General features: G+C 59.0%; 22 protein-coding genes. 11 read left to right on the top strand and 11 right to left on the bottom strand.

Annotated features, from left to right (window positions below):
- Positions 1–77 precede the first annotated feature (77 nt).
- The 5 genes from recR (at position 78) to ACSPHG_RS18030 (ending at position 6036) form a co-directional block, all read left to right on the top strand.
- Positions 78–683, top strand: coding sequence for a recombination mediator RecR (gene recR / locus ACSPHG_RS18050; RefSeq protein WP_435954859.1), 606 nt, complete (start codon positions 78–80; stop codon positions 681–683).
- 114 nt (positions 684–797) lie between these two features.
- Positions 798–2672 (top strand): molecular chaperone HtpG, encoded by a 1875-nt coding sequence (gene htpG, locus ACSPHG_RS18045; RefSeq protein ID WP_435954858.1) that lies wholly within the window; start codon positions 798–800, stop codon positions 2670–2672.
- A gap of 219 nt (positions 2673–2891) precedes the next feature.
- Complete coding sequence (adk, locus tag ACSPHG_RS18040; RefSeq protein WP_435954857.1) at positions 2892–3536, top strand: adenylate kinase; 645 nt, start codon at positions 2892–2894, stop codon at positions 3534–3536.
- A gap of 168 nt (positions 3537–3704) precedes the next feature.
- Positions 3705–4667, top strand: coding sequence for a ferrochelatase (gene hemH / locus ACSPHG_RS18035; protein ID WP_435954856.1), 963 nt, complete (start codon positions 3705–3707; stop codon positions 4665–4667).
- A 61-nt stretch (positions 4668–4728) separates the two neighbouring features.
- Positions 4729–6036: an inosine/guanosine kinase gene (locus ACSPHG_RS18030; RefSeq protein ID WP_435954855.1), complete on the top strand. Its 1308-nt coding sequence runs from the start codon at positions 4729–4731 to the stop codon at positions 6034–6036.
- A gap of 114 nt (positions 6037–6150) precedes the next feature.
- Here ACSPHG_RS18030 and ybaL read toward each other — a convergent pair whose 3' ends face one another.
- Positions 6151–7827 (bottom strand): YbaL family putative K(+) efflux transporter, encoded by a 1677-nt coding sequence (gene ybaL, locus ACSPHG_RS18025; RefSeq protein ID WP_435954854.1) that lies wholly within the window; start codon positions 7825–7827, stop codon positions 6151–6153.
- A gap of 235 nt (positions 7828–8062) precedes the next feature.
- Complete coding sequence (locus ACSPHG_RS18020; RefSeq protein WP_435954853.1) at positions 8063–9268, bottom strand: MFS transporter; 1206 nt, start codon at positions 9266–9268, stop codon at positions 8063–8065.
- Positions 9269–9468: 200 nt separating this feature from the next.
- Between ACSPHG_RS18020 and ushA the strand changes: the two genes are divergently transcribed.
- Complete coding sequence (gene ushA, locus ACSPHG_RS18015; RefSeq protein WP_435954852.1) at positions 9469–11121, top strand: bifunctional UDP-sugar hydrolase/5'-nucleotidase UshA; 1653 nt, start codon at positions 9469–9471, stop codon at positions 11119–11121.
- A gap of 106 nt (positions 11122–11227) precedes the next feature.
- Here the strand turns inward: ushA and ybaK are convergent, their stop codons facing one another.
- The 3 genes from ybaK to copA form a co-directional block, all read right to left on the bottom strand.
- On the bottom strand, positions 11228–11707 hold the full coding sequence (gene ybaK / locus ACSPHG_RS18010; RefSeq protein WP_435954851.1) for a Cys-tRNA(Pro)/Cys-tRNA(Cys) deacylase YbaK: 480 nt from the start codon (positions 11705–11707) through the stop codon (positions 11228–11230).
- A gap of 208 nt (positions 11708–11915) precedes the next feature.
- Positions 11916–12716 carry a TraB/GumN family protein gene (locus ACSPHG_RS18005; protein ID WP_435954850.1) on the bottom strand — a complete coding sequence of 267 codons (801 nt, stop codon included), beginning with the start codon at positions 12714–12716 and terminating at the stop codon, positions 11916–11918.
- Between the two features lie 431 nt (positions 12717–13147).
- A complete protein-coding gene (gene copA, locus ACSPHG_RS18000; protein WP_435954849.1) occupies positions 13148–15655 on the bottom strand; it encodes a copper-exporting P-type ATPase CopA in 2508 nt (835 codons plus the stop codon).
- 109 nt (positions 15656–15764) lie between these two features.
- Between copA and cueR the strand changes: the two genes are divergently transcribed.
- Positions 15765–16166, top strand: a complete 402-nt coding sequence (gene cueR, locus ACSPHG_RS17995; RefSeq protein ID WP_435954848.1) for a Cu(I)-responsive transcriptional regulator — start codon at positions 15765–15767, stop codon at positions 16164–16166.
- Positions 16167–16218: 52 nt separating this feature from the next.
- Here cueR and ACSPHG_RS17990 read toward each other — a convergent pair whose 3' ends face one another.
- From ACSPHG_RS17990 to tesA, 5 genes are all read right to left on the bottom strand, one after another.
- The gene (locus ACSPHG_RS17990; protein WP_435954847.1) at positions 16219–16665 is read right to left on the bottom strand and encodes an NfeD family protein; all 447 of its coding nucleotides are present in this window, start codon (positions 16663–16665) and stop codon (positions 16219–16221) included.
- Positions 16662–17576 carry an SPFH domain-containing protein gene (locus ACSPHG_RS17985; RefSeq protein WP_435954846.1) on the bottom strand — a complete coding sequence of 305 codons (915 nt, stop codon included), beginning with the start codon at positions 17574–17576 and terminating at the stop codon, positions 16662–16664. Before ACSPHG_RS17985 ends, ACSPHG_RS17990 begins: the two co-directional genes overlap by 4 nt.
- Positions 17577–17782: 206 nt before the next feature.
- Positions 17783–18637, bottom strand: a complete 855-nt coding sequence (locus tag ACSPHG_RS17980) for a co-chaperone YbbN (protein WP_435954845.1) — start codon at positions 18635–18637, stop codon at positions 17783–17785.
- 58 nt (positions 18638–18695) lie between these two features.
- Positions 18696–19466: an SDR family oxidoreductase gene (locus ACSPHG_RS17975; protein WP_435954844.1), complete on the bottom strand. Its 771-nt coding sequence runs from the start codon at positions 19464–19466 to the stop codon at positions 18696–18698.
- Between the two features lie 28 nt (positions 19467–19494).
- Complete coding sequence (gene tesA / locus ACSPHG_RS17970; protein ID WP_435954843.1) at positions 19495–20124, bottom strand: multifunctional acyl-CoA thioesterase I/protease I/lysophospholipase L1; 630 nt, start codon at positions 20122–20124, stop codon at positions 19495–19497.
- On the opposite strand from tesA, the gene ybbA reads away from it, so the two are divergent.
- A complete protein-coding gene (ybbA, locus tag ACSPHG_RS17965; RefSeq protein WP_435954842.1) occupies positions 20092–20778 on the top strand; it encodes a putative ABC transporter ATP-binding protein YbbA in 687 nt (228 codons plus the stop codon). The genes tesA and ybbA overlap by 33 nt on opposite strands.
- Positions 20775–23189 carry a putative ABC transporter permease subunit YbbP gene (gene ybbP / locus ACSPHG_RS17960; RefSeq protein WP_435954841.1) on the top strand — a complete coding sequence of 805 codons (2415 nt, stop codon included), beginning with the start codon at positions 20775–20777 and terminating at the stop codon, positions 23187–23189. Before ybbA ends, ybbP begins: the two co-directional genes overlap by 4 nt.
- On the opposite strand, the gene allS is transcribed toward ybbP, so the two are convergent.
- Positions 23112–24101, bottom strand: a complete 990-nt coding sequence (gene allS, locus ACSPHG_RS17955) for an HTH-type transcriptional activator AllS (RefSeq protein WP_435954840.1) — start codon at positions 24099–24101, stop codon at positions 23112–23114. The two genes, ybbP and allS, sit on opposite strands and share 78 nt — an antisense overlap.
- Before the next feature lie 218 nt (positions 24102–24319).
- Between allS and allA the strand changes: the two genes are divergently transcribed.
- Both allA and allR read left to right on the top strand, forming a co-directional pair.
- A complete protein-coding gene (gene allA, locus ACSPHG_RS17950; protein WP_435954839.1) occupies positions 24320–24817 on the top strand; it encodes an ureidoglycolate lyase in 498 nt (165 codons plus the stop codon).
- 107 nt (positions 24818–24924) lie between these two features.
- Positions 24925–25743, top strand: coding sequence for an HTH-type transcriptional repressor AllR (allR, locus tag ACSPHG_RS17945; protein ID WP_435954838.1), 819 nt, complete (start codon positions 24925–24927; stop codon positions 25741–25743).
- The last annotated feature ends 10 nt before the right edge of the window (positions 25744–25753 follow it).

Here is a 25753-nt window from a genome sequence, read left to right as displayed (position 1 = left end):
GGGGGATATCTTTTTCTATGCCCGCCGCTGGCGCTAATGTTAGGCTATGCCCCACTGTTTTTTTAGAAGCCTGAGCGATGCAAACCAGTCCTTTACTTACCGCCCTTATGGAATCCCTGCGCTGCCTGCCGGGAGTCGGCCCTAAGTCCGCCCAGCGTATGGCTTTTGCCCTTTTACAGCGTGACCGCAGCGGCGGCATGCGTCTTGCCCAGGCGCTGACCCGCGCCATGTCTGAAATCGGCCACTGTGCGGACTGCCGCACCTTTACCGAACAGGAAGTGTGCGCCATCTGCGCCAACCCGCGCCGCCAGGAAAACGGCCAGATTTGCGTGGTGGAAACCCCGGCGGATATCCACGCCATCGAAGCCACCGGGCAGTTCTCCGGGCGCTACTTCGTGCTGATGGGCCACCTTTCGCCGCTAGACGGCATCGGGCCGGACGACATCGGCCTTGGCCGCCTGGAAGAGCGCTTATCCAGCGAATCCATCAAAGAGATTATCCTCGCCACCAACCCGACGGTGGAAGGTGAGGCGACGGCTAACTACATCGCTGAACTTTGCGGGCAGTACGGCGTAGACGCCAGCCGCATCGCCCACGGCGTGCCGGTCGGCGGCGAATTAGAGATGGTCGACGGCACCACGCTGTCGCATTCCCTGGCAGGACGCCACAAGATTAATTTCTAATCACTCACGGGGAGATGTTCATCTCCCCGCTTGAAAACCCCTCCCGCTATCCCCATTTCACACTCAGCGTTTTCATCACCTACGTATTTTGATTTTGTTGAGGTATCAATGACCATGAAAGGACAAGAGACCCGTGGCTTCCAGTCTGAAGTGAAACAGCTTCTGCACCTGATGATCCATTCTCTCTATTCAAATAAAGAAATCTTCCTGCGTGAACTGATCTCCAACGCCTCGGATGCGGCGGACAAGCTGCGTTTCCGCGCGCTGTCCCAGCCAGATCTGTACGAGGGTGACGGCGAGCTGCGTGTGCGCGTCTCTTTTGATAAAGAAAAACGCACCCTGACCCTTGCCGACAACGGTATTGGTATGACCCGTGACGAAGTTATCGATCACCTGGGTACCATCGCCAAATCCGGCACCAAAGCCTTCCTCGAATCCATGGGCTCTGACCAGGCGAAAGACAGCCAGCTTATCGGCCAGTTCGGCGTCGGCTTCTACTCCGCGTTCATCGTGGCGGACAAAGTCACCGTGCGCACCCGTGCGGCGGGCGCTTCCGCTGACGAAGGCGTGTTCTGGGAATCCGAAGGCGCGGGCGAATACACCGTAGCGGACATCACCAAAGCCGATCGCGGTACCGAAATCACCCTGCACCTGCGTGAAGGCGAAGACGAATTCCTCGACGACTGGCGCGTGCGCTCTATCATCGGCAAGTACTCCGATCACATCGCGCTGCCGGTTGAAATCGAAACCCGCGAAGAGAAAGATGGCGAAACCATCCTCGGCTGGGAAAAAATTAACAAGGCCCAGGCGCTGTGGACCCGCAACAAGTCTGAAGTCAAAGACGAAGAGTACAACGAGTTCTACAAGCACATCGCCCACGACTTCACCGACCCGCTGGCATGGAGCCACAACCGCGTGGAAGGGAAGCAGGAATACACCAGCCTGCTGTATATCCCGTCGCAGGCGCCGTGGGACATGTGGAACCGCGACCATAAACACGGCCTGAAGCTGTATGTGCAGCGCGTGTTTATCATGGACGACGCCGAGCAGTTCATGCCGAACTACCTGCGCTTCGTGCGCGGCCTGATTGACTCCAACGATCTGCCGCTGAACGTCTCGCGTGAAATCCTCCAGGACAGCCGCGTGACCCAGAACCTGCGCAGCGCGCTGACCAAACGCGTTCTGCAGATGCTGGATAAGCTTGCGAAAGACGACAGCGAAAAATACCAGACCTTCTGGAAGAACTTCGGCCTGGTGCTGAAAGAAGGCCCGGCGGAAGACAGCGCCAACCAGGAAGCTATCGCTAAGCTGCTGCGCTTTGCGACCACGCATACCGACTCCTCCGCACAAACCGTGTCGCTGGAAGAGTACGTGTCGCGCATGAAAGAAGGGCAGGAGAAGATTTACTACATCACCGCCGACAGCTACGCGGCGGCGAAGAGCAGCCCGCACCTGGAGCTGCTGCGTAAGAAAGGCATCGAAGTGCTGCTGCTTTCCGACCGCATCGACGAATGGATGATGAGCTACCTGACCGAGTTCGACGGCAAGGCGTTCCAGTCCGTGAGCAAAACCGACGAATCGCTGGAAAAGCTGGCCGACGAAGAAACCGCAGAAGCGAAAGAAGCTGAAAAAGCGCTGGAGCCGTTTGTGGATCGCGTCAAAACCCTGCTGGGCGACCGCGTAAAAGAAGTGCGTCTTACGCACCGTCTGACCGACACGCCTGCGATTGTTACCACCGACAGCAACGACATGAGCACCCAGATGGCAAAACTGTTTGCCGCCGCGGGCCAGGCCGTGCCGGAAGTGAAGTACATCTTCGAGCTGAACCCGGAGCACGGGCTGGTAAAACGTGCGGCGGATACGCAGGACGAAGCGCAGTTCGGCGAGTGGGTTGAGCTGCTGCTTGACCAGGCGCTGCTGGCTGAACGCGGTACGCTTGAAGATCCGAACCAGTTTATTCGTCGTATGAACCAGCTGCTGGTGTCCTGACCTCTCCGGTGAAAGGCGGGGGTAATTGTCGGGTGGCGCTGCGCTTGCCCGACCTACGACTGAATCGGTAAATGTAGGGTGGATAAGCGCTCAGCGCCATCCACCTTTCTTCCCTTTGTCCGCCGCCACCGCCTTGCTTTCTTGAGATGAAGACGCCTTTAATGGTAAGGTCATCGCCTCAGATCGAATACAAAATCCAAACGTATGGGGAATTACGCAATGCGTATCATTCTGCTCGGCGCTCCGGGCGCAGGTAAAGGGACTCAGGCACAGTTCATCATGGAGAAATACGGCATTCCGCAAATCTCCACCGGTGATATGTTACGTGCTGCGGTTAAATCTGGTTCAGAACTGGGTAAACAGGCTAAAGACATCATGGACGCCGGCAAGCTGGTGACCGATGAGCTGGTTATCGCGCTGGTGAAAGAGCGTATTACTCAGGAAGATTGCCGTAAGGGTTTCCTGCTTGATGGCTTCCCGCGCACCATCCCACAGGCTGACGCCATGAAAGAAGCCGGCATCAATGTGGACGTGGTTCTGGAATTCGCCGTTCCTGACGAGCTGATCGTTGAACGTATCGTTGGCCGCCGCGTGCACGCGCCGTCTGGCCGCGTTTACCACGTCACCTTCAATCCACCAAAAGTTGAAGGCAAAGACGACGTGACCGGCGAAGAGCTGACCACGCGTAAAGACGATCAGGAAGAAACCGTGCGCAAGCGCCTGGTGGAATACCATCAGATGACCGCACCGCTGATCTCCTACTACAGCAAAGAAGCTGAAGCGGGCAACACCAAATACGTGAAAATCGACGGCACCCGTAAAGTGACCGAAGTCAGCGCCGAGCTGGCAAAAATCCTCGGCTAAACGGGGTTTGTAGGGCGGATAAACGTACTGCCATCCGCTGCCCCAGCGATAAATACCAGGACAGGTTCCTGGTATTTTTTTGCCCATTTTTTACCCTTTCGCTGTAATCGGTTCACCCATTGCGCTTTTAAGTTACAATTATCGGCACTTTGTTGATAAGGAGTGGTAATGAGTCAGGAAAAAATTGGCGTTTTATTGGCAAACCTTGGAACCCCCGATGCGCCCACTCCGGCGGCGGTCAATCGCTATCTGCGTCAGTTTTTGAGCGATAAACGCGTGGTTGATACGCCGCGCCTGCTCTGGTGGCCGCTGCTGCGCGGCGTGATTTTGCCGCTGCGCTCCCCGCGCGTGGCAAAGCTCTATCAGTCCGTGTGGATGGATGAAGGCTCGCCGCTGATGGTCTACAGCCGTCGTCAACAGCAGGCGCTGGCCGCCCGCTTGCCCGACACCCCCGTTGCGCTGGGCATGAGCTACGGCAACCCCTCGCTGAAAAGCGCGGTGGATGAGCTGCTGTCTCATAACGTCACGCAGATTGTGGTACTGCCGCTTTACCCGCAGTTTTCCTGTTCCACCGTCGCCGCGGTGTGGGACGAGCTGGGGCGGATTTTTGCCGGTTACCGCAGCATGCCGTCGATCTCACTGATTCGCGACTACGCAGAAGACACGGCGTACATCAACGCGCTCGCGGACTCGGTAAAACGTTCGTTCGCAAAGCACGGCGAGCCGGACCTGCTCCTGCTTTCCTACCACGGCATTCCGCAGCGTTACGCCAACGAAGGCGACGACTACCCGCAGCGCTGCCGCGACACCACGCGCGAGCTGCTGTCGGCGCTGGAGCTGCCGCCGGAAAAAGTGATGATGACCTTCCAGTCCCGCTTTGGCCGCGAGCCGTGGCTGATGCCGTACACCGACGAAACGCTGAAAATGCTGGCGGAAAAAGGCGTAAAACACATCCAGGTGATGTGCCCTGGCTTTTCGGCGGACTGCCTGGAAACGCTGGAAGAAATGGCGGTGCAAAACCGCGAGGTGTTCATCGAAGCGGGCGGCACAAAGTATGAGTACATTCCCGCGCTCAATGACGATCCTGCCCATATCGAGATGATGGCCAGCCTGGTCGCACGCTATCGCTAATCGCGCCACGGGCCGTGAATGTGCTACCATTCGCGGCCTGATTAGCCACGGCCCCGACATCATGAAATTTCCCGGTAAACGTAAATCCAAACACTATTTTCCCGTCAGCGCTCGCGATCCGCTGTTAACGCAGGTCGCACAGGCTGAAAACGAAACCGGCGCTTCATGGATTGTCGGCATCGATCAAACCCTGGTAGATATCGAAGCCAAAGTGGACGACGAGTTCGTCGAGCGCTACGGCCTAAGCTTCGGGCACTCTCTGGTCATTGAAGATCACGTCGCCGAGGCGTTGTATCAGGAACTGGTGCAAAAACAGCTGATTACCCATCAGTTTGCCGGTGGCACCATCGGCAATACCATGCACAACTACTCCGTGCTGGCCGACGACCGCTCGGTGCTGCTCGGCGTTATGTGCAGCAATATCGAAATCGGCAGCTACGCCTACCGCTACCTGTGCAATACCTCCAGCCGCACCGACCTCAACTATCTGCAGGGCGTTGACGGCGCGATTGGCCGCTGCTTTACGCTTATCGGCGAGCAGGGCGAACGTACCTTTGCCATAAGCCCTGGGCACATGAACCAGCTGCGCGCGGAAAGCATTCCGGAAGAGGTGATTGCCGGGGCGTCCGCGCTGGTGCTGACCTCGTACCTGGTGCGCTGCAAGCCGGGCGAGCCGATGCCGGAAGCCACGATGCAGGCCATCGCCTATGCCAAAAAGCACAACGTGCCGGTGGTGCTGACGCTGGGCACCAAATATGTGATTGCCGAAAACCCGGAGTGGTGGCAGGCGTTTCTCAAAGAACACGTGTCGATTCTGGCGATGAACGAGGAAGAGGGGCTGGCGCTGACCGGCGAAAGCGATCCGCTGCTCGCCGCCGACCGGGCGCTGGACTGGGTTGACCTGGTACTTTGCACCGCCGGGCCGGTTGGGCTGTATATGGCGGGCTTTACGGAAGAAACGGCGAAACGCACCACGCAGCATCCGCTGCTGCCGGGCGCGATTCCCGAATTTAACCAGTATGAGTTCAGCCGCGCGATGCGTCACAAAGACTGCCAGCAGCCGAAGCGCATTTTCTCGCATATCGCCCCGTATATGGGCGGGCCGGAGAAGATAATGAACACCAACGGCGCGGGCGACGGCGCGCTGGCGGCCCTGCTGCACGATATCACCGCGAACAACTATCACCGCTCCAACGTGCCGAACTCCAGCAAGCACCAGTTCACCTGGCTGACCTATTCGTCGCTGGCGCAGGTGTGCAAATACGCAAACCGCGTGAGCTATCAGGTGCTAAATCAGCACTCCCCACGCCTGACGCGCGGGCTGCCGGAGCGTGAAGATAGCCTCGAAGAGTCTTATTGGGATCGCTAATTCTTTGATGTGAAAGATGGATGGCGCTAGCGCTTATCCACTCTTTAACCTGGCGTTGGTCGGGTAAGGCGAAAGCCGCCACCCGACACAATTCATCCGACGCTCAGCACAAAACTACCCCGTCACCACTTCCTGCGCCAAAGGCTTATCCAACAGCCCCAGCATCGTATTGGCGATTTCCCGCTCGCCCATCACCACCTGATTCGCACCGCGTTCGCTAATGTAATCCACCTCGTCGTCATAGTGCGCGCGGGCGATGATTTCGATATTCGGGCACTTCGCCCGCGCCGCCGCGACGATTTCCCCGGCCTCGTAGCCGTTAGGAATGGTCAGCAGCAGCCAGCGGGCGCAGTCCAGATGGGCGAGATTCATGATCTCTTCATTGGCCGCATTCCCCAGCACGGCACGCACGCCGCGCTCGCGCAGCTCGTCCACGCGGCTGCGGGAGGTTTCCACCACCACCAGCGGAATGCCCTGCGCCATCAGCTTCTCGCCCAGCAGGCTGCCGACGCGGCCAAAGCCGACCAGCAGCGCGTGGTTGCAGATATCCACCGGAATTTGCTTCTCTTCTTCGGTTGCCTCTTCCAGCGTCTGCTCTTCGAGGGTTTCGGTTTTTAACAGGTAGCGCTCGAGCACCGCGAACAGGATTGGGTTGAGCATAATCGACAGAATCGCCCCTGCCAGCACCAGATTCTGGCCGTTTTGCGGCAGCAGATTGAGCGCCATGCCGAGGCCCGCGAGGATAAACGCGAACTCACCGATCTGCGCGAGGCTGGTGGCGATGGTTAACGCCGTACGCTGCGAGTGGCCGAACAGGCGCACCAGGCCGAACGCGGCGACGGACTTGCCGAAGACGATAATGGCCAGCGTGCCGACGACCGCCAGCGGCTCCTGAATAAGGATCATCGGGTCGAACAGCATGCCGACGGAAACAAAGAACAGCACCGCAAACGCATCGCGCAGCGGCAGCGTATCGTGCGCCGCGCGGTGGCTTAGCTCAGATTCGTTCAGCACCATGCCGGCGAAGAACGCGCCCAGCGCAAAGGAAACGTCGAACAGCTCGACCGCGCCGAAAGCAATGCCCAGCGCCAGGGCTAATACGGACAGCGTGAACAGCTCGCGCGAACCGGTTGCCGCGCTGCGTGCCAGAATCCACGGCACCAGGCGGCGGCCCACGACCAGCATAATGGCGATAAACGCCACGACTTTACCGATGGTCAGCGCCATATCAAGGGACAGCGAGGCCAGGCCGACGTCGCCTTTCTCCAGCATGCCCGCCACCGCAGGCAGCAGCACCAGCGTCAGCACCATCACCAAATCTTCTACGATCAGCCAGCCGATGGCGATTTGTCCGCGCTGGCTATCTATTAGCTGCCGTTCCTCAAGCGCGCGCAGTAAAACCACGGTACTCGCTGTGGAAAGACACAGACCAAAGACGATGCCGGTCATCAGCGACCAGCCCATCAGTGCGGAAAGCGCCATGCCCAGTAACGTCGCCACGGCTATCTGTGCGATCGCTCCGGGGATGGCGATGGTCTTTACCGCCATTAAATCCTTCAGTGAAAAGTGCAGCCCGACGCCGAACATCAGCAGAATAACGCCCAGCTCTGCCAGTTCGGGGGCTAATTTGGTGTCAGCGACAAACCCTGGCGTAAAAGGACCCGCAAGCACTCCTGCTAACAAATAGCCCACCAGTGGCGATATGCGCAGCTTGTTGGCGAGCATACCCAGTAAAAAAGCGAGCACAAGGCCGCCGACAATGGTGGTAATAAGCGGTGTAGCGTGATGCATTCCGTCTCCTTTCGTAAGCGTTGGGTCCAAAAATCAGGCTGAAACTCCATATGTCACAGTAATAGTTTATGACAATTTCTTTATCGGCGTTTATGAATAATTGTTGAATGTTTAATAAAAAGCGCATTTCGACAAAAAAAACACGCGGAGCAGCGTTTCAGCCACTTATAGCGGGGAAGGTATAGCGGAATATGGGGATAACAACCGGCCAAGGCAATGCTTTGGCCGGTTAAAGTCACGATTTATGACGATTATCAGGCAGGAATATGGTCAAAATACCCAGCAGAGGGAGGAAGGCACAGATTTTGTAGACCAACTCGATACTTGTGTGGTCAGCAACCAGTCCCAGCACCGCCGCCCCCAGGCCGCCCATGCCAAAGGCAAATCCGAAAAACAGCCCGGAAACCATACCGATACGCCCCGGCATCAGCTCCTGGGCATACACCAGAATCGCCGAAAAAGCGGAGGCGAGAATAAAGCCGATGATGACGGTTAAAATCCCCGTCCAGTAAAGCGTGGCGTAGGGTAAAACCAGTGTAAACGGCGCTACGCCGAGAATTGAGCCCCAAATGACGTATTTACGGCCAATTTTGTCCCCAACCGGGCCGCCGATGACCGTGCCCGCCGCGACGGCAAACAGAAATGCAAACAGGTGGAACTGGGCGTTCTGCACCGACAGGCCAAACTTGTCCATCAGATAGAAGGTGTAATAGCTGCTGATGCTCGCCATATAAAAGTACTTCGAGAAAATCAGCATCAGCAGAATAGAAACCGCGAGGATAACCTTATTGCGCGGCAGCGGGTTGACCACCGCGGCTTTCGGCTTGCCCTTGGCAATCAGATGCTGCGCGGCGTACCAGCGGCTCACCTGCAACAGCACCACAATCGCCAGCAACGCGGCTAATACAAACCACGCCACGTTGCCCTTGCCGTAAGGCGCAATAATCAGCGCGGCAAGCAAAGGCCCGAGCGAGCTGCCGAAGTTGCCGCCCACCTGGAACAGCGACTGCGCAAGCCCGTGACGTCCGCCGGAAGCCATACGCGCCACGCGCGAGGATTCAGGGTGGAAGATTGACGAGCCCGTCCCCACCAGCGCCGCCGCAAGCAGCACCATATGGAAACTCCCCGCCATCGCCAGCAGCACCAGCCCGCACAGCGTAAAGCACATGCCGATCGGCAGCGACCACGGCATCGGGTATTTATCGGTGTAGTAGCCCACCACCGGCTGCAATAGCGATGAGGCGAGCTGGAAGGTAAGGGTGATAAGCCCAATCTGCACGAAGCTGAGCGTAAACTCGGCCTGTAGCAGCGGGTAGAGCGCAAGAATCAGCGATTGAATCATGTCATTAAGCAGATGCGAGAGGCTGATGGCCCCTAAAATGCCAAATGAGGTACGCGCCTTGGTCGGTTCCGACGGCGTGAGGGTTTGTGAGGTTGCCATAAATACCTGTCAGGAGCTGGTTATTATTGTACGAACAAATAGGTTGGAGCGGATTGCAGGAATATCCGCCGCGTATTGTTACCCTGCTAACATACCTGCAGGCTAGATATGAAGAAAGTCGCAATTCGCAAAACTTATTTGTCTATCCTGCTAACATTCTGATATTGGTGCGCATCAGGTTTAGAACATGGAGATTTTCAATGCGGTTCGCAATTAAAGGGCTTGCCTCGTCGCTGATGGTGGCGCTGAGTTTAACCAGCGCCTCGGCGCTGGCCTGGGAAAAAGATAAAACGTATAACATCACGATTTTGCACACCAACGACCATCACGGTCACTTCTGGCGCAATGAATACGGCGAATATGGCCTGGCGGCGCAGAAAACGCTGGTGGACAGCGTGCGTAAAGAGGTTGCTCAGCAGGGCGGCAGCGTGCTTCTGCTCTCCGGCGGCGATATCAACACCGGCGTGCCGGAATCCGACCTGCAGGACGCGGAGCCTGATTTCCGCGGCATGAACCTGATTGGCTACGATGCGATGGCCGTCGGCAACCATGAATTCGACAACCCGCTGTCGGTGCTGCGCCAGCAGGAAAAGTGGGCGAAGTTCCCGCTTCTCTCCGCAAATATTTATCAGAAAAGCACCGGCGAACGCCTGTTCAAGCCGTGGGCGATCTTCAAGCCGCAGGGCATTAAGATCGCGGTAATTGGCCTGACGACCGACGACACCGCGAAAATCGGCAACCCCGAATTCTTCACCGATATCGAATTCCGCAAGCCCGCCGATGAGGCGAAGCTGGTGATTCAGGAGCTGCAGGCCAACGAACAGCCTGACGTGATCATCGCCGCAACCCATATGGGCCACTACGACAACGGTGACCACGGCTCCAACGCGCCGGGCGACGTCGAAATGGCGCGCAGCCTGCCAGCCGGGGCGCTGACCATGATTGTGGGCGGTCACTCGCAGAACCCGGTTTGCATGGTCTCTGAAAACAAAAAACAGGTGGATTACGTGCCGGGTACGCCGTGCGCGCCGGACAAGCAAAACGGCATCTGGATCGTGCAGGCGCACGAGTGGGGCAAATACGTGGGGCGCGCGGACTTCGAATTCCGCAACGGCGAAATGAAGCTGGTGCGCTATCAGCTCATCCCTATCAACCTGAAGAAGAAAATCACCTACGACAACGGCGAGAGCGAGCGCGTGCTTTACACCCCGCAAATCTCTGAAAACCAGCAGATGCTCTCGCTGCTTACGCCGTTCCAGAACAAAGGCCAGGCGCAGCTGAAGGTGAAAGTGGGCAGCGTAAACGGGCATCTGGAAGGGGATCGCAGCAAGGTTCGCTTCGTACAGACTAACCTCGCGCGCGTGATCCTTGCGGCGCAAATCGCGCGCACCAGCGCTGACTTCGGCGTGATGAGCGGCGGCGGCATCCGCGACTCCATCGAAGCAGGGGATATCACCTATAAAGACGTGCTCAAGGTGCAGCCGTTTGGCAACACGGTGGCGTATGTGGATATGCCGGGCAAAGAGGTGACTGAGTACCTGACCGAAGTGGCGAAGAAAACGCCGGATTCCGGTGCCTATCCGCAGTTCGCCAACGTAAGTTTTGTGGCAACGGCAGGCGGCCTGCAGGATCTGAAGATCAAAGGCGAGCCGGTCGACCCCGCCAAAAACTACCGCATGGCAACGCTTAGCTTTAACGCCACCGGCGGCGACGGCTACCCGGCCATTGACAAAAAACCGGGCTACGTCAACACCGGCTTCGTGGACGCCGAGGTGCTAAAACAGTACATCGAGCAAAACTCGCCGCTGGACGTGAACACCTTCGAGCCGAAAGGCGAGGTGAGCTGGCAGTAGGCGCAGAGGCCTTCATGGTAAATGTCGGATGGCGCTTGCGCTTATCCGACCTACGCCATACCAGGGTAGGGTGGATAAGCGAAGCGCCATCCACCTTCTCACTCGTTTAATCCCGGCGAGCAATATCCGCAAAAGTCGCACCCAGCAGCGCCGCGAGATCCCCGGCGGCAAGCTCGATATCCAGCCCGCGCTTGCCGCCGGAAATATAAATCGCGTCAAACGCCTGCGCCGGCGCGTCAATAACCGTCGGCAGGCGTTTCTTTTGCCCCAGCGGGCTGATGCCGCCAACCAGATACCCGGTTACGCGCTGCGCGACCGTCGGGTCTGCCATATCTACTTTTTTTGCCCCCAGCGCCTTCGCGACCTTTTTCAGGTCGAGCTGCCCGGACACCGGCGTCACCGCCACGGCCAGATGTTTCATATCGCCGTTCATCGCCACCAGCAGCGTTTTATAAACCTGCTCGGCGTTAAGCCCCAGCTTGCGAACCACTTCATCACCAAAGTTGGTCTCGTTGGGATCGTGGTCGTAGGCGTGCAGCTGAAACGGAATTTTATTCTTTTCGAGGAGTTTTACGGCGGGCGTCATTTCATCCTTCCCGGTCAATGTGTCTCAAAATCGCACAGATTAGTAATCTGCGTGATATGTCTTATTGATACTATAATCCTAATGAATAATGTGGCGTAAATCGTCGCATTGAGCGACAATTCCGACTTCGGTCGTTAATTCGACCGAAATAACTACAATAATAAACTTATTCCTCTTTGACGGGCCAATAGCGATATTGGCCATTTTTTTATCTATTTTTCAACAGCTCAGGTAGATTCCCTTCCCCGTAAAGATGCAGCGCGCCGACCGCCACCACGTAGCGCCCGGCGGGGAGCTGGTTCAGAAACGTCAGCCACTGGCGGTTGCGCTGGTGCATAAGCACATCGTATAGCTCGTCGCCAAACGTGTTGGGAAGCGTAATTTTCTCCTGCGGCGGCGGGGATTCCAGCCACCAGCCGATCATCATTTGCAGCAGCCGCGCGTTGGTATGCCAGTGGGTGAGGGTGTCCTGCAACAGCGGCATGCCGCCTTCGGGGAGCTGCGTGAGAAGATCGATCTGGCTCTGCGCGCCCTCCAGCTCGATCACCGGCACCGACATCGCCTTTGCCGCTTCCAGCAGCTGAAAATCAATGCCGTAGTCCGGGCGTAGCCCAAGCCGCTGCGCCTGATGCGCCTGCAGCACCAGCGCTATCTGCCACGCGGGCTGGCTATCGATGCTTTCAAGGGATATTCCCAGCTCCTGAGCAAGCGCGGTCACCCGCTGCCAGTCCTCGGGGGAAAGGCGCTGCTCGAGGGAGATCTCTTCGGCCACGTGGGTGAAGGGGGAACCGCTTTCTGAAATATCGGCCTCGACGATCAGCGCGTCCGCCGCGCGCAGCTTTTCAATCAACGGCTGCGCAAGGGGAGCCATATCACGCGTACCCATATGAATGCTGCCCACCAGGTGGAGATGGCGGTCGCCGGGAAGCACAACGTCAAGGGCAGGCCAGGGATAGGTTTTGGTGGAAAGGCTTGAAAATAATGAGCTAATTCGCGATAGCAGACCCATATAGCAGATTCCCTGGCTAAAAAGCCATGCTACCGCCGCGAGGGGGAAGGTGCAAATTTACGCGTCAGGTGAATGTATTGCGGCGGATGGCGCTGCGCTTATCCGCCCTACAAGACCGTAGGTCGGGTAAGCGCCAGGGCCACCCGACAAACGCATCCCAACCGTCGGTCAGTGCTGTAGTTCGGGTAAGCGCCAGGGCCACCCGACAAACGCATCCCAACCGTCGGTCAGTGCTGTAGTTCGGGTAAGCGCCAGGGCCACCCGACAAACGCATCCCAACCGTCGGTCAGTGCTGTAGTTCGGGTAAGCGCCAGCGCCATCCGACAAACGCATCCCAACCGTCGGTCAGTGCTGTAGTTCGGGTAAGCGCCAGCGCCACCCGACAAACGCATCTAAACCGTAGGTCAGATAAGCGTAGCGCCATCTGACACTCAGTCCTTAGGCTTAAAGCGCAGCAGACGGTTGGCGTTGCTCACCACGGTAATGGACGACAGCGCCATCGCCGCTCCGGCGACGACCGGGTTAAGCAGCGTGCCGGTCAGCGGGTAGAGCACGCCTGCGGCAATTGGAATGCCCAGCGAGTTATAAACAAAAGCCCCCATCAGGTTCTGTTTCATGTTTCTGAGCGTCGCTTTGGATATCGCCAGCGCGTCCGCCACGCCGACCAGGCTATGGCGCATCAGCGTAATCGCCGCGGTTTCGATAGCGACGTCGCTGCCGCCGCCCATCGCGATGCCTACTTCCGCCTGGGCCAGCGCCGGAGCGTCGTTGATACCGTCGCCGACCATCGCCACCTGGCGCCCCTGCTGCTGGAGCTTTTTAATCGCTTCGGCCTTGCCGTCCGGCAGCACCCCGGCAATCACCTCGTCGATGCCCGCCTCTTTGGCGATGGCGTTCGCGGTGGTTGGGTTATCCCCGGTCAGCATCACCAGACGGTAGCCGTTGCGGTGCAGGCGCTGAAGCGCGCTTACGCTGTCCGCCCGCAGCGGGTCGCGGATAGCGAACAGGGCAACCAGCCTGCCGTCAACCGCCAGCAGCACCGGCGTCGAGCCAAGGCTTGCCTGCGCTTCAATGTCAGCGGCCAGCGGCTGCGTATCCACGCCCTGCTCATCAAGCAGCGCTTTGTTGCCGAGCAGGAGCTGATGCCCCTGCGCTTCGCCGCTAACGCCAAGCCCGCGCAGCGTGCGGAACGCGCTCACCTGTGGAAGCTGAACCTCGCCGGCTTTTTCTAAAATAGCGCGAGCGAGCGGGTGGCTTGAGCCTTGCTCCAGCGCCGCCGCCAGCGTCACGGCTTCGCTTTCCACCATCTCACCCTGGGTTATTACCGCCACGACCTGCGGTTTGCCCTCGGTCAGCGTACCCGTTTTGTCAAACACGATAGTGTCCAGCGTGCTGGCGCGCTGAAGGGCATCCGCATCACGCACCAACACGCCAAATTCTGCCGCGCGGCCTACGCCGGAAATAATCGACATCGGCGTCGCAAGACCCAAAGCACAAGGGCAGGCGATAATCAGCACGGTGGTGGCGATCACCAGCGTATAAACGATCTGTGGCGCAGGGCCGACGAAGTACCAGACCGCCGCGCTGAACAGGGCAATCAGCACCACGACCGGCACAAAAATCGCCGAGATTTTATCGGCAAGCTGCCCAATTTCCGGCTTGCTGCTCTGCGCCTGGCGCACCATGCGAATAATGCGCGACAGCGTGGTATGGCTGCCGATGGCCGTGGCGCGGAACAGAACGCTGCCGTCCTGCACCACCGTCCCGGCGTGTACCGCATCGCCGTCGGCCTTTTGCTGCGGCACCGGTTCGCCGGTCAGCATCGCCTCATCGAACCAGGCCTCGCCCTGGGTGATTTCGCCGTCGACGGGTACGCGGTCGCCGGTGGTCAGGCGCAGCGTCATGCCCGCGGTGACTTCCGCCAGCGGGATGGATTTCTCGCCTTCATCGGTGACCACGCGGGCGGTCGGCGGGGTTAAATCCAGCAGGCGTTCCAGCGCTTTGGAGGAACGCTGGCGGGCGCGCTGCTCCAGCATATGCCCGAGGTTAATCAGGCCGATAATCATCGCGCTGGCTTCGTAATAGAGATGGCGTGCTTCCATCGGGAAGTGCTGTGGCCAGATGTTCACAGTAATGGAATACAGCCAGGCGGCTCCCGTCCCCAGCGCGACCAGCGTATCCATGGTTGCGGAGCGGTTCATCAGGCTGCGCCAGGCGCTGCGGTAGAAGTGCCCGCCGGCGATGACCATTACGCCGAGGGTTATCACGCCGATGGTCATCCAGATGGCGCGGTTATCGTCGGTGAGCATCATGTTGTCACCGAGCATGCCCCAGATCATCACCGGGATGCCCACGGCCAGCGCAACAATGGCCTGCCAGCGGAAGCGCCTGGCGGCGGCGTTCGCCGTTTCCTGCTGCCGCTCGCGGCGTTTTATGTCGTCTTCGATCGCTTCAGCACCGTACCCGACGCGCTCGACCGCCTTAATCAAAGACTCGGCGGAGGCAGAACCCATCACCAGGGCGCTGCGCTCCGCGAGATTCACCCGTGCCTGACTGACCCCCGGAACGTTCTGTAAAGCGCTTTGAACCCGGGTCACACAGCTGGCGCAGCTCATGCCGTCAATCAACAGCTGCTGGCTGTCATCGTCATCAGTTGCTGCCGGAAGCGTAGGGGAGACCGCTGTCAGTGCTTCCGACGGGATGGATGACTCATCTGTCAGCGGTTTAGCCTTTGGGTGGCTGGCAACTTCCGCGTCGTATCCTGCCTGTTTGACCGTTTCAATTAACGCATCGGCAGAGGCATTGCCCGTTACGCGGGCGTGAGTTTGCGTCACTTCCGCCTGCTCAACGTCGCTGCGCTGCTCAAGGCTTTCTTTGACGCGCTTAACGCAGTGGCCGCAGGTCAGGCCGTCGAGGTTAAGATCAATAATATGAGACATCATTAGACTCCTGTATGATCGTGAGATTAAATATTGACCATCGAAATTGTTTCCGATGACGTGTAATGAAGGTTAAACCTTCCATCAAGGGGAAGGTCAAGGGGGAAAAGTGAATATCAGCGACGTGGCGAAAAAGACCGGCTTGACCAGCAAAGCGATTCGTTTTTACGAAGAGAAGGGGCTGGTGACCGCACCGTTTCGCTCGGATAACGGCTACCGGACCTATACGCAAAAGCATCTTGATGAGCTGACCCTGCTGCGCCAGGCGCGTCAGGTAGGGTTTAACCTGGAAGAGTGTCGCGAGCTGGTGAATTTGTTTAACGACCCGGCTCGCCACAGCGCCGATGTCAAAACCCGCACCCTGCAAAAAGTGGCCGACATTGAAAAGCACATCGGCGAACTGCAGGCGATGCGTCAGCAGCTGCTTGCGCTGGCGGAATCCTGTCCCGGCGACGACGGTGCCGACTGTCCGATTATCGACAATCTCTCCGGCTGCTGTCATCGCCAGTAATGGTCATGGTTTTGTAGGTCGGATTAGCGCAGCGACATCCGACGAAATCGCCTTAAAGCGCCTTGATTTTCAGCGTGATCCCTTCAACTGCGAGCACCACTACCTCGGTGCCTGCGGCCAAATCGCTGTCTGCCATGACCGGCCACGAGCTATCGGCAACGCGGATATGCCCGCGCCCGTTGACTAAAGCGGTTTCCAGCCGTAAACGGCGGCCAACCAGCTGATGGCCGCGCTGGTTAAGCACTTCACCCGGCTCCTGCTGCCTGCGCGTGGAAAGCCAGCGCCACCACAGAAAAGCCGCGACGAGAGTTAACACGGCGAAGCAAACGCCCTGCAGCTCCCAGCCCAGCGGCAGGATCCAGACCAGCAGCCCGGTCACTACCGCCGCCACGCCGCTCCACAGCAAATAGCCGCTTGCGCCGAGCATTTCTGCCGCCAGCAGCAGGCCGCCAAGCGTAAGCCAGAAGACGTGCGGATGGGTAAGCAGAAGGGCAATCATCTTTTACGCTCGGTGCCGCTTTGGGCGATAAGTTCGCTGATACCGGCAATCGAGCCCATCAGGCTGGTGGCATCCAGCGGCATCATCACCACTTTGCTGTTATTGGACGAGCCAATGTGCTGCAGCGCGTCGGTATATTTCTGCGCGACGAAGTAGTTAATCGCCTGGATATCCCCTTTGGCGATAGCTTCGGAAACCATCTGCGTGGCGCGAGCTTCCGCTTCGGCGCTACGTTCACGCGCTTCCGCCTGCAGGAACGCCGACTGGCGCTCGCCTTCCGCTTTCAGGATCTTCGACTGCTTGTCACCTTCGGCCTTAACGATTTCTGCCTGGCGAATCCCTTCTGCTTCAAGGATATAGGCACGCTTGGTACGCTCCGCTTTCATCTGCGCGTTCATGGCGTCAATCAGTTCCGCCGGCGGGCGCACGTCGCGGATCTCGATACGGGTGATTTTGATGCCCCACGGATTGGTTGCTTCATCCACGATATGCAGCAGGCGCGTGTTGATGTTGTCGCGCTGGGAGAGCATTTCGTCGAGTTCCATAGACCCCAGCACGGTACGGATGTTGGTCATGGTCAGGTTGATGATCGCAAGCTCAAGGTTGCTGACTTCATAGGCGGCGCGCGGCGCGTCGACGACCTGAATAAAGCACACCGCGTCGATGGCGACGTTGGCGTTATCTTTGGAAATAACTTCCTGGGAAGGGATGTCGAGCACCTGCTCCATCATATTGATTTTGCGGCCTATGCGGTCCATAAACGGCACCACGAGGCTTAAGCCCGGCATCAGAGTTTTGGTGTAACGGCCAAAGCGCTCCACGGTCCATTGGTAGCCCTGCGGCACGATTTTTACCCCGGCACCGACGATAATCAGCGCGACGAGAATAAGTACGGGAATAACGATAAGCATAAAAAATAACCTCCTGTTAGTTTGCTGCTAGTTTAACCGCTAGAGCATAAACATTCAGTCTCTTCCGTGTTTGATATCGGTTATTTCCGCAAATAAGGTTTTTTGACGTGAAAGGTGGGGTTTTGTAGGTCGGGCAAGGCGCAAGTACCGGGAATTTGTAGGTCGGGTAAGGCGAAAGCCGCCACCCGACGCTACCGAATGACAAATTAGTACAGCAGAGAATAAATCTGGCGGCGATATTTAGACGCCAGGGCATCCCCGGTGCCGAGCGCTGCGAGGATCTCCATCAGCATCTTGCGCACCTGGCCGTCGGCCGCGCCGAGATCCTTTTTCAGATGGGTATACAGCAGCTCCAGCGCCTCTTCGTTGCGGCCAACCTGATGCAGCTGCAGCGCAAGCTGGCTTGCGAGCTGCGCGTTGTCAGGATCCTGCGCAACCTGCTGCTGCAACAGCTGGATCTCCGGAGTATCAGCAGCCTGCTTGAGCAGATCGATCTGCGCGACCAGCCCCTGATAACGGGTATCCTGGTCCTGCAATGGAATGGTTTTCAAAACCGCTTCGGCGTCGTCGCTGCGGTTCAGGGCGATCTGCACTTCCGCCAGCAGCAGGCCGATTTCGCTCGCCTGGTTGGAAAGCTGCCAGGCGTCCTTCAGCAGCGGCAGCGCCTCGGCGTGCTTGCCTTCCTGCATCAGCAGCATGGCTTCCTGCGCCTTAAGCTCTTCTTCACGCGGCAGCACTTTTTCCAGCAGGGCGCGAATCGCCTCTTCCGGCTGCGGCCCCTGGAAGCCGTCTACCGGCTGGCCGTTCTGGAACAGGTAAACCGTTGGGATGCTGCGCAGGCCGAACTGGGAGGCGACCATCTGCTCGGCATCGCAATCCACCTTCGCGAGGATAAATTGCCCCTGATACTGCGCGGCAAGCCTGTCCAGCACCGGCGTAAGCTCTTCGCAGTGCTGGCTGCGTGCCGACCAGAAGTAAAACAGGATTGGCGTGGTAACGGACTGTTCCAGCGTCTGGTGCAGGTTCGCTTCGTTGATGTCGATAATGTATTGGGCGGACATAGGTCACTCTCTGTTAAGCATTTGGGTTTTACATGGGGGCAAGCGGCGAGGCTTCAACTCAACCACGTAAAATTTTATCCAGCAGCGCGCCAGGCAGCAGGCGGCGTAACCACGTCATGGCGTGGGCGACGAGGGTCACCGGATAGCGTAATTTTGGCTTCGGGCTGTCAAAAGCATGGCGCACTTTTTCCACCACCGCCTCCGGCCCGAGCGTAAAGCGCGCGGCGATGCCGGGGTTTTCGACGGGCTGGTCAGCTCGGGTCTGGTTAACGTTTTCGGTAAACTGGGTGCGAATCGGGCCTGGCTCGATCAAACTTACCTTAATGCCGCTATGGTGCAGCTCCATGCGTAGCGTGTCGGACCAGGCCTCCAGCGCGTATTTGCTGGCGGCGTAGGCACCGCGCCCCGGCGTGGCGATTAGCCCCATCACAGAGCTGGTCATTACGATACGCCCTTCACGGTGCGGCAGCATGGCGGGAAGCAGCAGCATGGTGAGCTGGTGCGCGCCGAAAACGTTGGTAGAAAACTGCTGTTCCATCTGCTCGCGGGAAAGGCTTTGCAGCGGGCCGTACACGCCGTAGCCGCCGTTGTTAAACAGGCCATACAGGCGATTGTCGGTAAGCCGGATGACTTCCGCCGCCGCGCGCTCCACGCTTTCCGGGGAGTCCAGATCCAGCAGCACGCCGGTGAATCCGGCCTGGTTCATGCGTTCGACGTCTTCGGGTTTACGACAGGCCGCCAGAATGCGGTATCCCAGCCGGTGCAGCGCCTGCGCGGATGCCAGACCGATACCGCTGGAACAGCCTGTAATTAAGATAGATTTTTGCATAACTTTACCCGAGGGGTGCCCCGTTCATTCATGAGTCGTGGTTAACTAAAGGAGCCAGACGGGTCGCCATCCAGTCGGCGATAAAGGGCTGGGCATCACTGTTTGGGTGAATGCCGTCATCCTGCATCCATTGCGGTTTCAGATAGACCTCCTCCATAAAAAAGGGCAGCAGAGGAATATCAAACTCTTTAGCAAGCTGCGGATAAATAGCGCTAAACGATTCATTATACCGACGACCGTAGTTTGCAGGCAGCCGTATTTGCATCAGCAGGGGCTGCGCGTTTGCCGCCTTTACGTCGGTGATAATCTGGCGCAGGCTTTTCTCTATCGCCTGCGGCTGGAAACCGCGCAGGCCGTCGTTACCGCCAAGCTCAATTAAAACCCAGCGCGGCTGGTGCTGTTTCAGCAGCCCCGGCAGGCGGGACAACCCCTGCGGAGCGGTGTCGCCGCTGATGCTGGCGTTAATCACTTTTGTATTTTGCTGCTGCCACTTCGAATCCAGCAGCGCGGGCCAGGCGGCGGTCGCAGACATGCGATACCCGGCGCTCAGGCTGTCACCCAGAATCAACAGCGTGTCGGAAGCCACGGCGCGGAAGGTCATCAAAGCCAGAAACAGGAAGGGCAAATGCCAGCGGAAAACATTGTTGAAGTTCATCATCTTAGTAAGTCCGTGGGTCAGGGAGAACACGAGCTTTCCATCCTTACCGGAGTTGAGCTGGTTGTCAAACCTGCCCAGACCATCGCGCTCATCGGCGAGTCCGGTTCGGGCAAGTCCACGCTGCTGGCGATTCTGGCAGGCCTGGACGACGGAAGCGAAGGCGAAGTCCACCTGTGCGGACAGCCGCTGCACAGCATGGACGAAGAGGCGCGGGCCGCGCTGCGCGCCAAAAACGTCGGCTTTGTCTTCCAGTCGTTCATGCTGGTGCCCACCTTAAACGCGCTTGAAAACGTCGAGCTTCCGGCGCTGCTGCGCGGCGAAAATGATTCGGCGAGCCGCACCCAGGCCAAAGCCCTGCTCGAACAGCTCGGGCTGGGCAAGCGTCTGGATCACCTCCCGGCGCAGCTTTCCGGCGGCGAGCAGCAGCGCGTTGCCCTGGCGCGCGCCTTCAACGGGCGGCCCGGCGTGCTGTTTGCCGACGAGCCAACCGGCAACCTCGACAGGCAAACCGGCGACCGCATCGCCGATCTCCTCTTTTCCCTTAACCGCGATTTCGCCACCACGCTTATCCTCGTCACCCACGACGAACAGCTGGCCGCCCGCTGCGACCGCCGCCTGCGCCTGCGTGAAGGTAAGCTGTGGGAGGAAGCATGATTGCCCGCTGGTTCTGGCGCGAATGGCGCTCGCCCTCGCTGCTGATCGTCTGGCTGGCGCTGAGCCTCGCGGTAGCCTGCGTGCTGGCGCTCGGCAACATCAGCGACCGCATGGAGCAGGGGCTAAATCAACAAAGCCGCGACTTTATGGCGGGCGACCGGGCGCTGCGCAGCGCGCGCGCCGTGCCGGAAGAATGGCTTGAGCAGGCGCGAAAAGACGGCCTGAAGGTCGGTAAACAGCTCACCTTCGCGACGATGACCTTTGCGGGCGACACGCCGCAGCTGGCAAGCGTGAAGGCGGTCGACGACGTTTACCCGATGTACGGCGAGCTGGAAACCAATCCGCCGCACCTTAAGCCCGAGCCGGGCAGCGTGCTGCTTGCGCCGCGCCTGATGGCATTGCTGAATCTCAAGGTTGGGGATTCGCTCGACGTTGGCGACGCCACGCTTCGCATCGCGGGCGAAGTGGTGCAGGAACCCGACTCCGGCTTTAACCCGTTCCAGATGGCCCCGCGCCTGATGATGAACCTGGCCGACGTCGAGAAAACCGGCGCGGTGCAGCCGGGCAGCCGCATCGCCTGGCGCTACAAGTTTGGCGGCACGCCGCAGCAGCTCGAAAGCTACGAAAACTATCTCCTGCCGTTGCTAAAACCGGAACAGCGCTGGTACGGCATGGAGCAGGACGAAGGCGCGCTGGGCAAATCCCTTGAGCGCTCGCAGCAATTTTTACTGCTCTCCGCGCTGCTCACGCTGCTGCTGGCGGTGGCCGCCGTGGCGGTGGCGATGAGCCACTACTGCCGCAGCCGCTACGATTTGGTTGCCATCCTGAAAACCCTCGGGGCAGGGCGCGCCGCGCTGCGCAAGCTGATTATCGGGCAGTGGCTGATGGTGCTGGCGCTGGCGGTGATTACGGGCGGTGCCGCCGGCATGGTGTTTGAAGCGATATTAATGCGTCTGCTGAAGCCGGTTCTGCCCGCCGAACTGCCGCCCGCAAGCCTGTGGCCGTGGCTGTGGGCGATAGGCTCGATGGTGGTGATTTCTGCGCTTGTCGGGCTGCGCCCGTATCGTCTGCTGCTGGCGACCCAGCCCCTGCGCGTGCTGCGGCGCGATGCGGTGGCCAACGTCTGGCCGCTGAAAATCTATCTACCAATCGTCACCGCCGTGGTCGTGCTGCTCCTGGCGCTGCTGATGGGCGGAAGTACGCTGCTGTGGGCGGTGCTGGCCGGTACGCTGGTGCTCGCCGCGCTGTGCGGCATCGTCGGCTGGGGCGTGCTTCGCCTGATGAAAAAGCTGACGGTGAAAAACCTCGCGCTGCGCCTGGCGGTGAACCGTCTTCTGCGCCAGCCGTGGGCGACGCTAAGCCAGCTGGCGGCGTTTTCGCTGTCGTTCATGCTGCTGGCGCTGCTGCTGGTTTTGCGCGGCGATCTGCTCGACCGCTGGCAGCAGCAGCTCCCGCCGGAAAGCCCGAACTATTTCCTGCTTAACATCGCTCCCGAACAGGTTCAGCCGGTGAAAGGCTTCCTGGCCGAACAGCAGGTGATCCCCGAATCCTTCTACCCGATCGTTCGCGCGCGCATGACGGCTATCAACGGCAAATCTACCGAGGGCAACCCGGACGAGGCGCTTAACCGCGAGCTGAACCTGACGTGGCAAAGCCACAGGCCGGAGCACAACCCGATTCTGGCAGGCCAGTGGCCGCCAAAAGCGGGGGAGGTATCGATGGATGAGGGCGTGGCGAAGCGGCTTAACATCGGGCTTGGCGATACCGTCACCTTTATGGGCGACACGCAGGACTTCACGGCCAAAGTGTCCAGCCTGCGTAAGGTGGACTGGGAGAGCCTGAGGCCAAACTTCTACTTTATCTTCCCGCCGGGCGCGCTCGACGGCCAGCCGCAAAGCTGGCTGACCAGCTTCCGCTGGGAGGGGACGAACGGCCTGCTGACGCAGCTTAACCGCGAGTTCCCAACCGTCAGCCTATTGGATATCGGCGCGATCCTGCGCCAGGTCGGGCAGGTGCTTGGGCAGGTGAGCCGCGCGCTCGAAGTCATGGTGGTGCTGGTGACCGCCTGCGGCGTGCTGCTGCTGCTGGCTCAGGTGCAGGTCGGCATGCGCCAGCGCCATCAGGAGCTGGTGGTCTACCGCACGCTGGGGGCCGGAAAGCGTCTGCTGCGTACCACGCTGTGGTGCGAGTTTGCGGTGCTTGGCCTGGTGTCCGGGCTGGTGGCCGCCATCGGGGCGGAAACCGCGCTGGGCGTGCTGCAAACCAAAGTGTTCGACTTCCCGTGGGAGCCGGACTGGCGGCTATGGCTGATCCTGCCCGCCAGCGGCGCGGTGCTACTCTCGGCCTGCGGCGGCTGGCTGGGCGTTCGCCTGCTGAAAGGCAAGGCGCTCTTCCGCCAGTTTGTGGCCTGATGTAAGCGGAGCCATAAAGCCCTGAACGGTGCTGGAATTGTCCTGAAACAGCCGGACGATCTCCAGCGCCGCCTTGCCGCTCTGCACGCTGTGCCAGGCGAGGCTCAGCGGCGAGGGCGGGCGCATCGCCGGGATCGTGCGCGTCACCAGCGCGCCGCGCTCCAGGTCGCGCTGGCAGAGCGAACGCGGTAAAAAGCCGATGCCGACGCCCGCGACGTGGGCGGCAAGCTTGGTGTCGAGATCGGACACCTTAATCTCTTTTTGGCCCGCCAGCCGCCAGGCCACGCGTTTGGTAAGGTGGCGGGCGCTGTCTTCAATATTGATGGCCGGAAACTGCCGCAGCCTGGCCTCCGTCAGCGGCCCCTCCTGCACGGCGAGCGGGTGCTGCGCCGCCATCACAAACACCCAGTCAATCTCACCCAGCGGCAGAAGCTCGATGGTTTCCGCCAGCGTTTCTCCACCCGAAACGCCGATCGCCAGCGAAAAATCATCGTGCAGCAGCGCATCCCACACGCCCATATAAATCTGCCGCGAAAAGGTGAACTGCGTCAGCGGGAAAAGCGCCACCAGGTGCGCAAGCAGCGCCGCAATCGCCTGCGGTTCGTAAAGCAGGTTATTCACCACGATATTTACCTGCCGCTCAACGCCGTCGTTAATCTGCCTCAGCTCCCCCGGCATGGCGTCCAGCCACGCCAGCCACTCGCGCGAACGCTCCAGCAAATGCTGGCCTGCGGGGGTTAAAAAAACGCTGCGCGTCGTGCGGCTAAAAAGGGGAACGCCGGTATTTTCTTCCAGCAGCTTGATGCGGTAGCTGATGGTCGCCGTGGTCTTATGCAAACGGCGCGCGGCGTTGGAGAAACTGGCGGTTTCAGCCACGGTCAGAAAGGTGCGGATCGTCTCTTGATCAAGCATTACGGCCTCCCATATCGGGTTAAGATATCTTTATCCCTATGATTTAGTGTTATTTTTGCAAAAGGCTTCCCGGAATGATGTGGGCTGCATCTCTTTTTTGGAAAAATATTCCAACTTATTATTGCATCGATCGCCCGTTAGGTTTTAGATTGCTGGCAGAAGGTTGCTTAACCCTCGGGAAGGGCAGCGAAAGGGATTGAAATCAGCAAGGAAAAACCATGAAACTGAAAGTATTACCTCTGACACAGGCCGATTTTGCGCCCTATGGCGACGTTATCGAAACCCACGGCAAGGACTTCTTCCACATCAACGACGGGCAAACCGAGCGCTACCACGACCTGGCGAAAATCGACGTTATCGAACAGGACCGCGCGCTTATCAGCATCAACCGCGCCCAGCCGCTCGATTTTCCGCTTACCGTCAAACTGCTGGAACGCCACCCGCTGGGGTCGCAGGCCTTTGTGCCGATGAACGGCGAACCCTTCCTGGTCGTGGTTGCGCTGGGCGATGACGAACCCGACAGGCAAACGCTGCGCGCCTTTGTAACCAACGGCCGTCAGGGCGTGAACTACAACCGTAACGTCTGGCACCACCCGCTGTTCGCCTGGAAAACCACCACGGATTTCTTAACCGTCGACCGCGGCGGTCAGAATAACTGTGACGTAGCGGATTTGCCGCCGTATCAGCTTGAACTCTGCGACGGCGCCAACCATTAAGCGGACAAATACCGTGACGCTTCAGGGCATCTTAAATAAGATGGCAGCGTTTAATTCACTGACGCAGCGCGCTTTCGAAAAGTCTGAGAGCGGGAGATAACTTAAGAATGACTGAAGTAAGACGTCGTGGGCGGCCAAGCCAGCCTGAGTCGGGCGCGCAGAAAGGCGCTCAGGCCCTGGAACGAGGCATTGCGATTTTGCAGTACCTGGCAAAAGCGGGCGGCAGCTCCTCGGTAACGGACATTGCCGAGAATCTTGAATTGCCCCTTTCAACCACCTTTCGTTTACTGAAAGTGCTTGAGAATGCAGAGTTTATTTACCAGGACGCGCAGCTTGGCTGGTGGCACATCGGGCTTGGCGTCTTTAACGTCGGCGCGGCGTATATCCACAACCGTGACGTGCTTTCGGTCGCCGCGCCTTTTATGCGCCGCCTGATGCTGCTGTCCGGCGAAACGGTGAACGTGGCGATCCGCAACGGCGGTGAAGCGGTGCTGATAGGCCAGCTGGAATGCCAGTCGATGGTGAGAATGTGCGCCCCGCTGGGCAGCCGCCTGCCGCTGCACGCCTCCGGCGCCGGGAAGGCTTTGCTGTATCCGCTGATGGACGAAGAGCTGATGGATCTGATGGTGAAAACCGGACTGAAAAGCTTTACCCCAGGGACGCTTGCGGATTTACACCAGCTCAAGAAAGATCTTCTTTTGTCGCGGGAACGCGGCTATGTCGTTGATAAAGAAGAGCACGTTGTCGGGCTTAACTGTATCGCCTCGGCGATTTACAACAGCGCCGGGGACGTCGTGGCCGCCATCTCGATTTCAGGCCCCAGCTCTCGCCTCTCGGTCGAGCGCTTCGATAGCCTGGGCGAGCTGGTTAGAGAAACGGCGCAGGACATCAGTACCGCTTTAGGTCTGAACGCTCCGGCACGCTAGGTTCGTCATC

The sequence above is a fragment of the Dryocola baronae genome (assembly GCF_051297175.1).
In the GTDB taxonomy this organism is placed as follows: Bacteria; Pseudomonadota; Gammaproteobacteria; order Enterobacterales; family Enterobacteriaceae; genus Dryocola.
The sequence above is the reverse complement of the archived record's forward strand: the minus strand, read 5'-3'. Positions and strand labels throughout refer to the sequence as shown.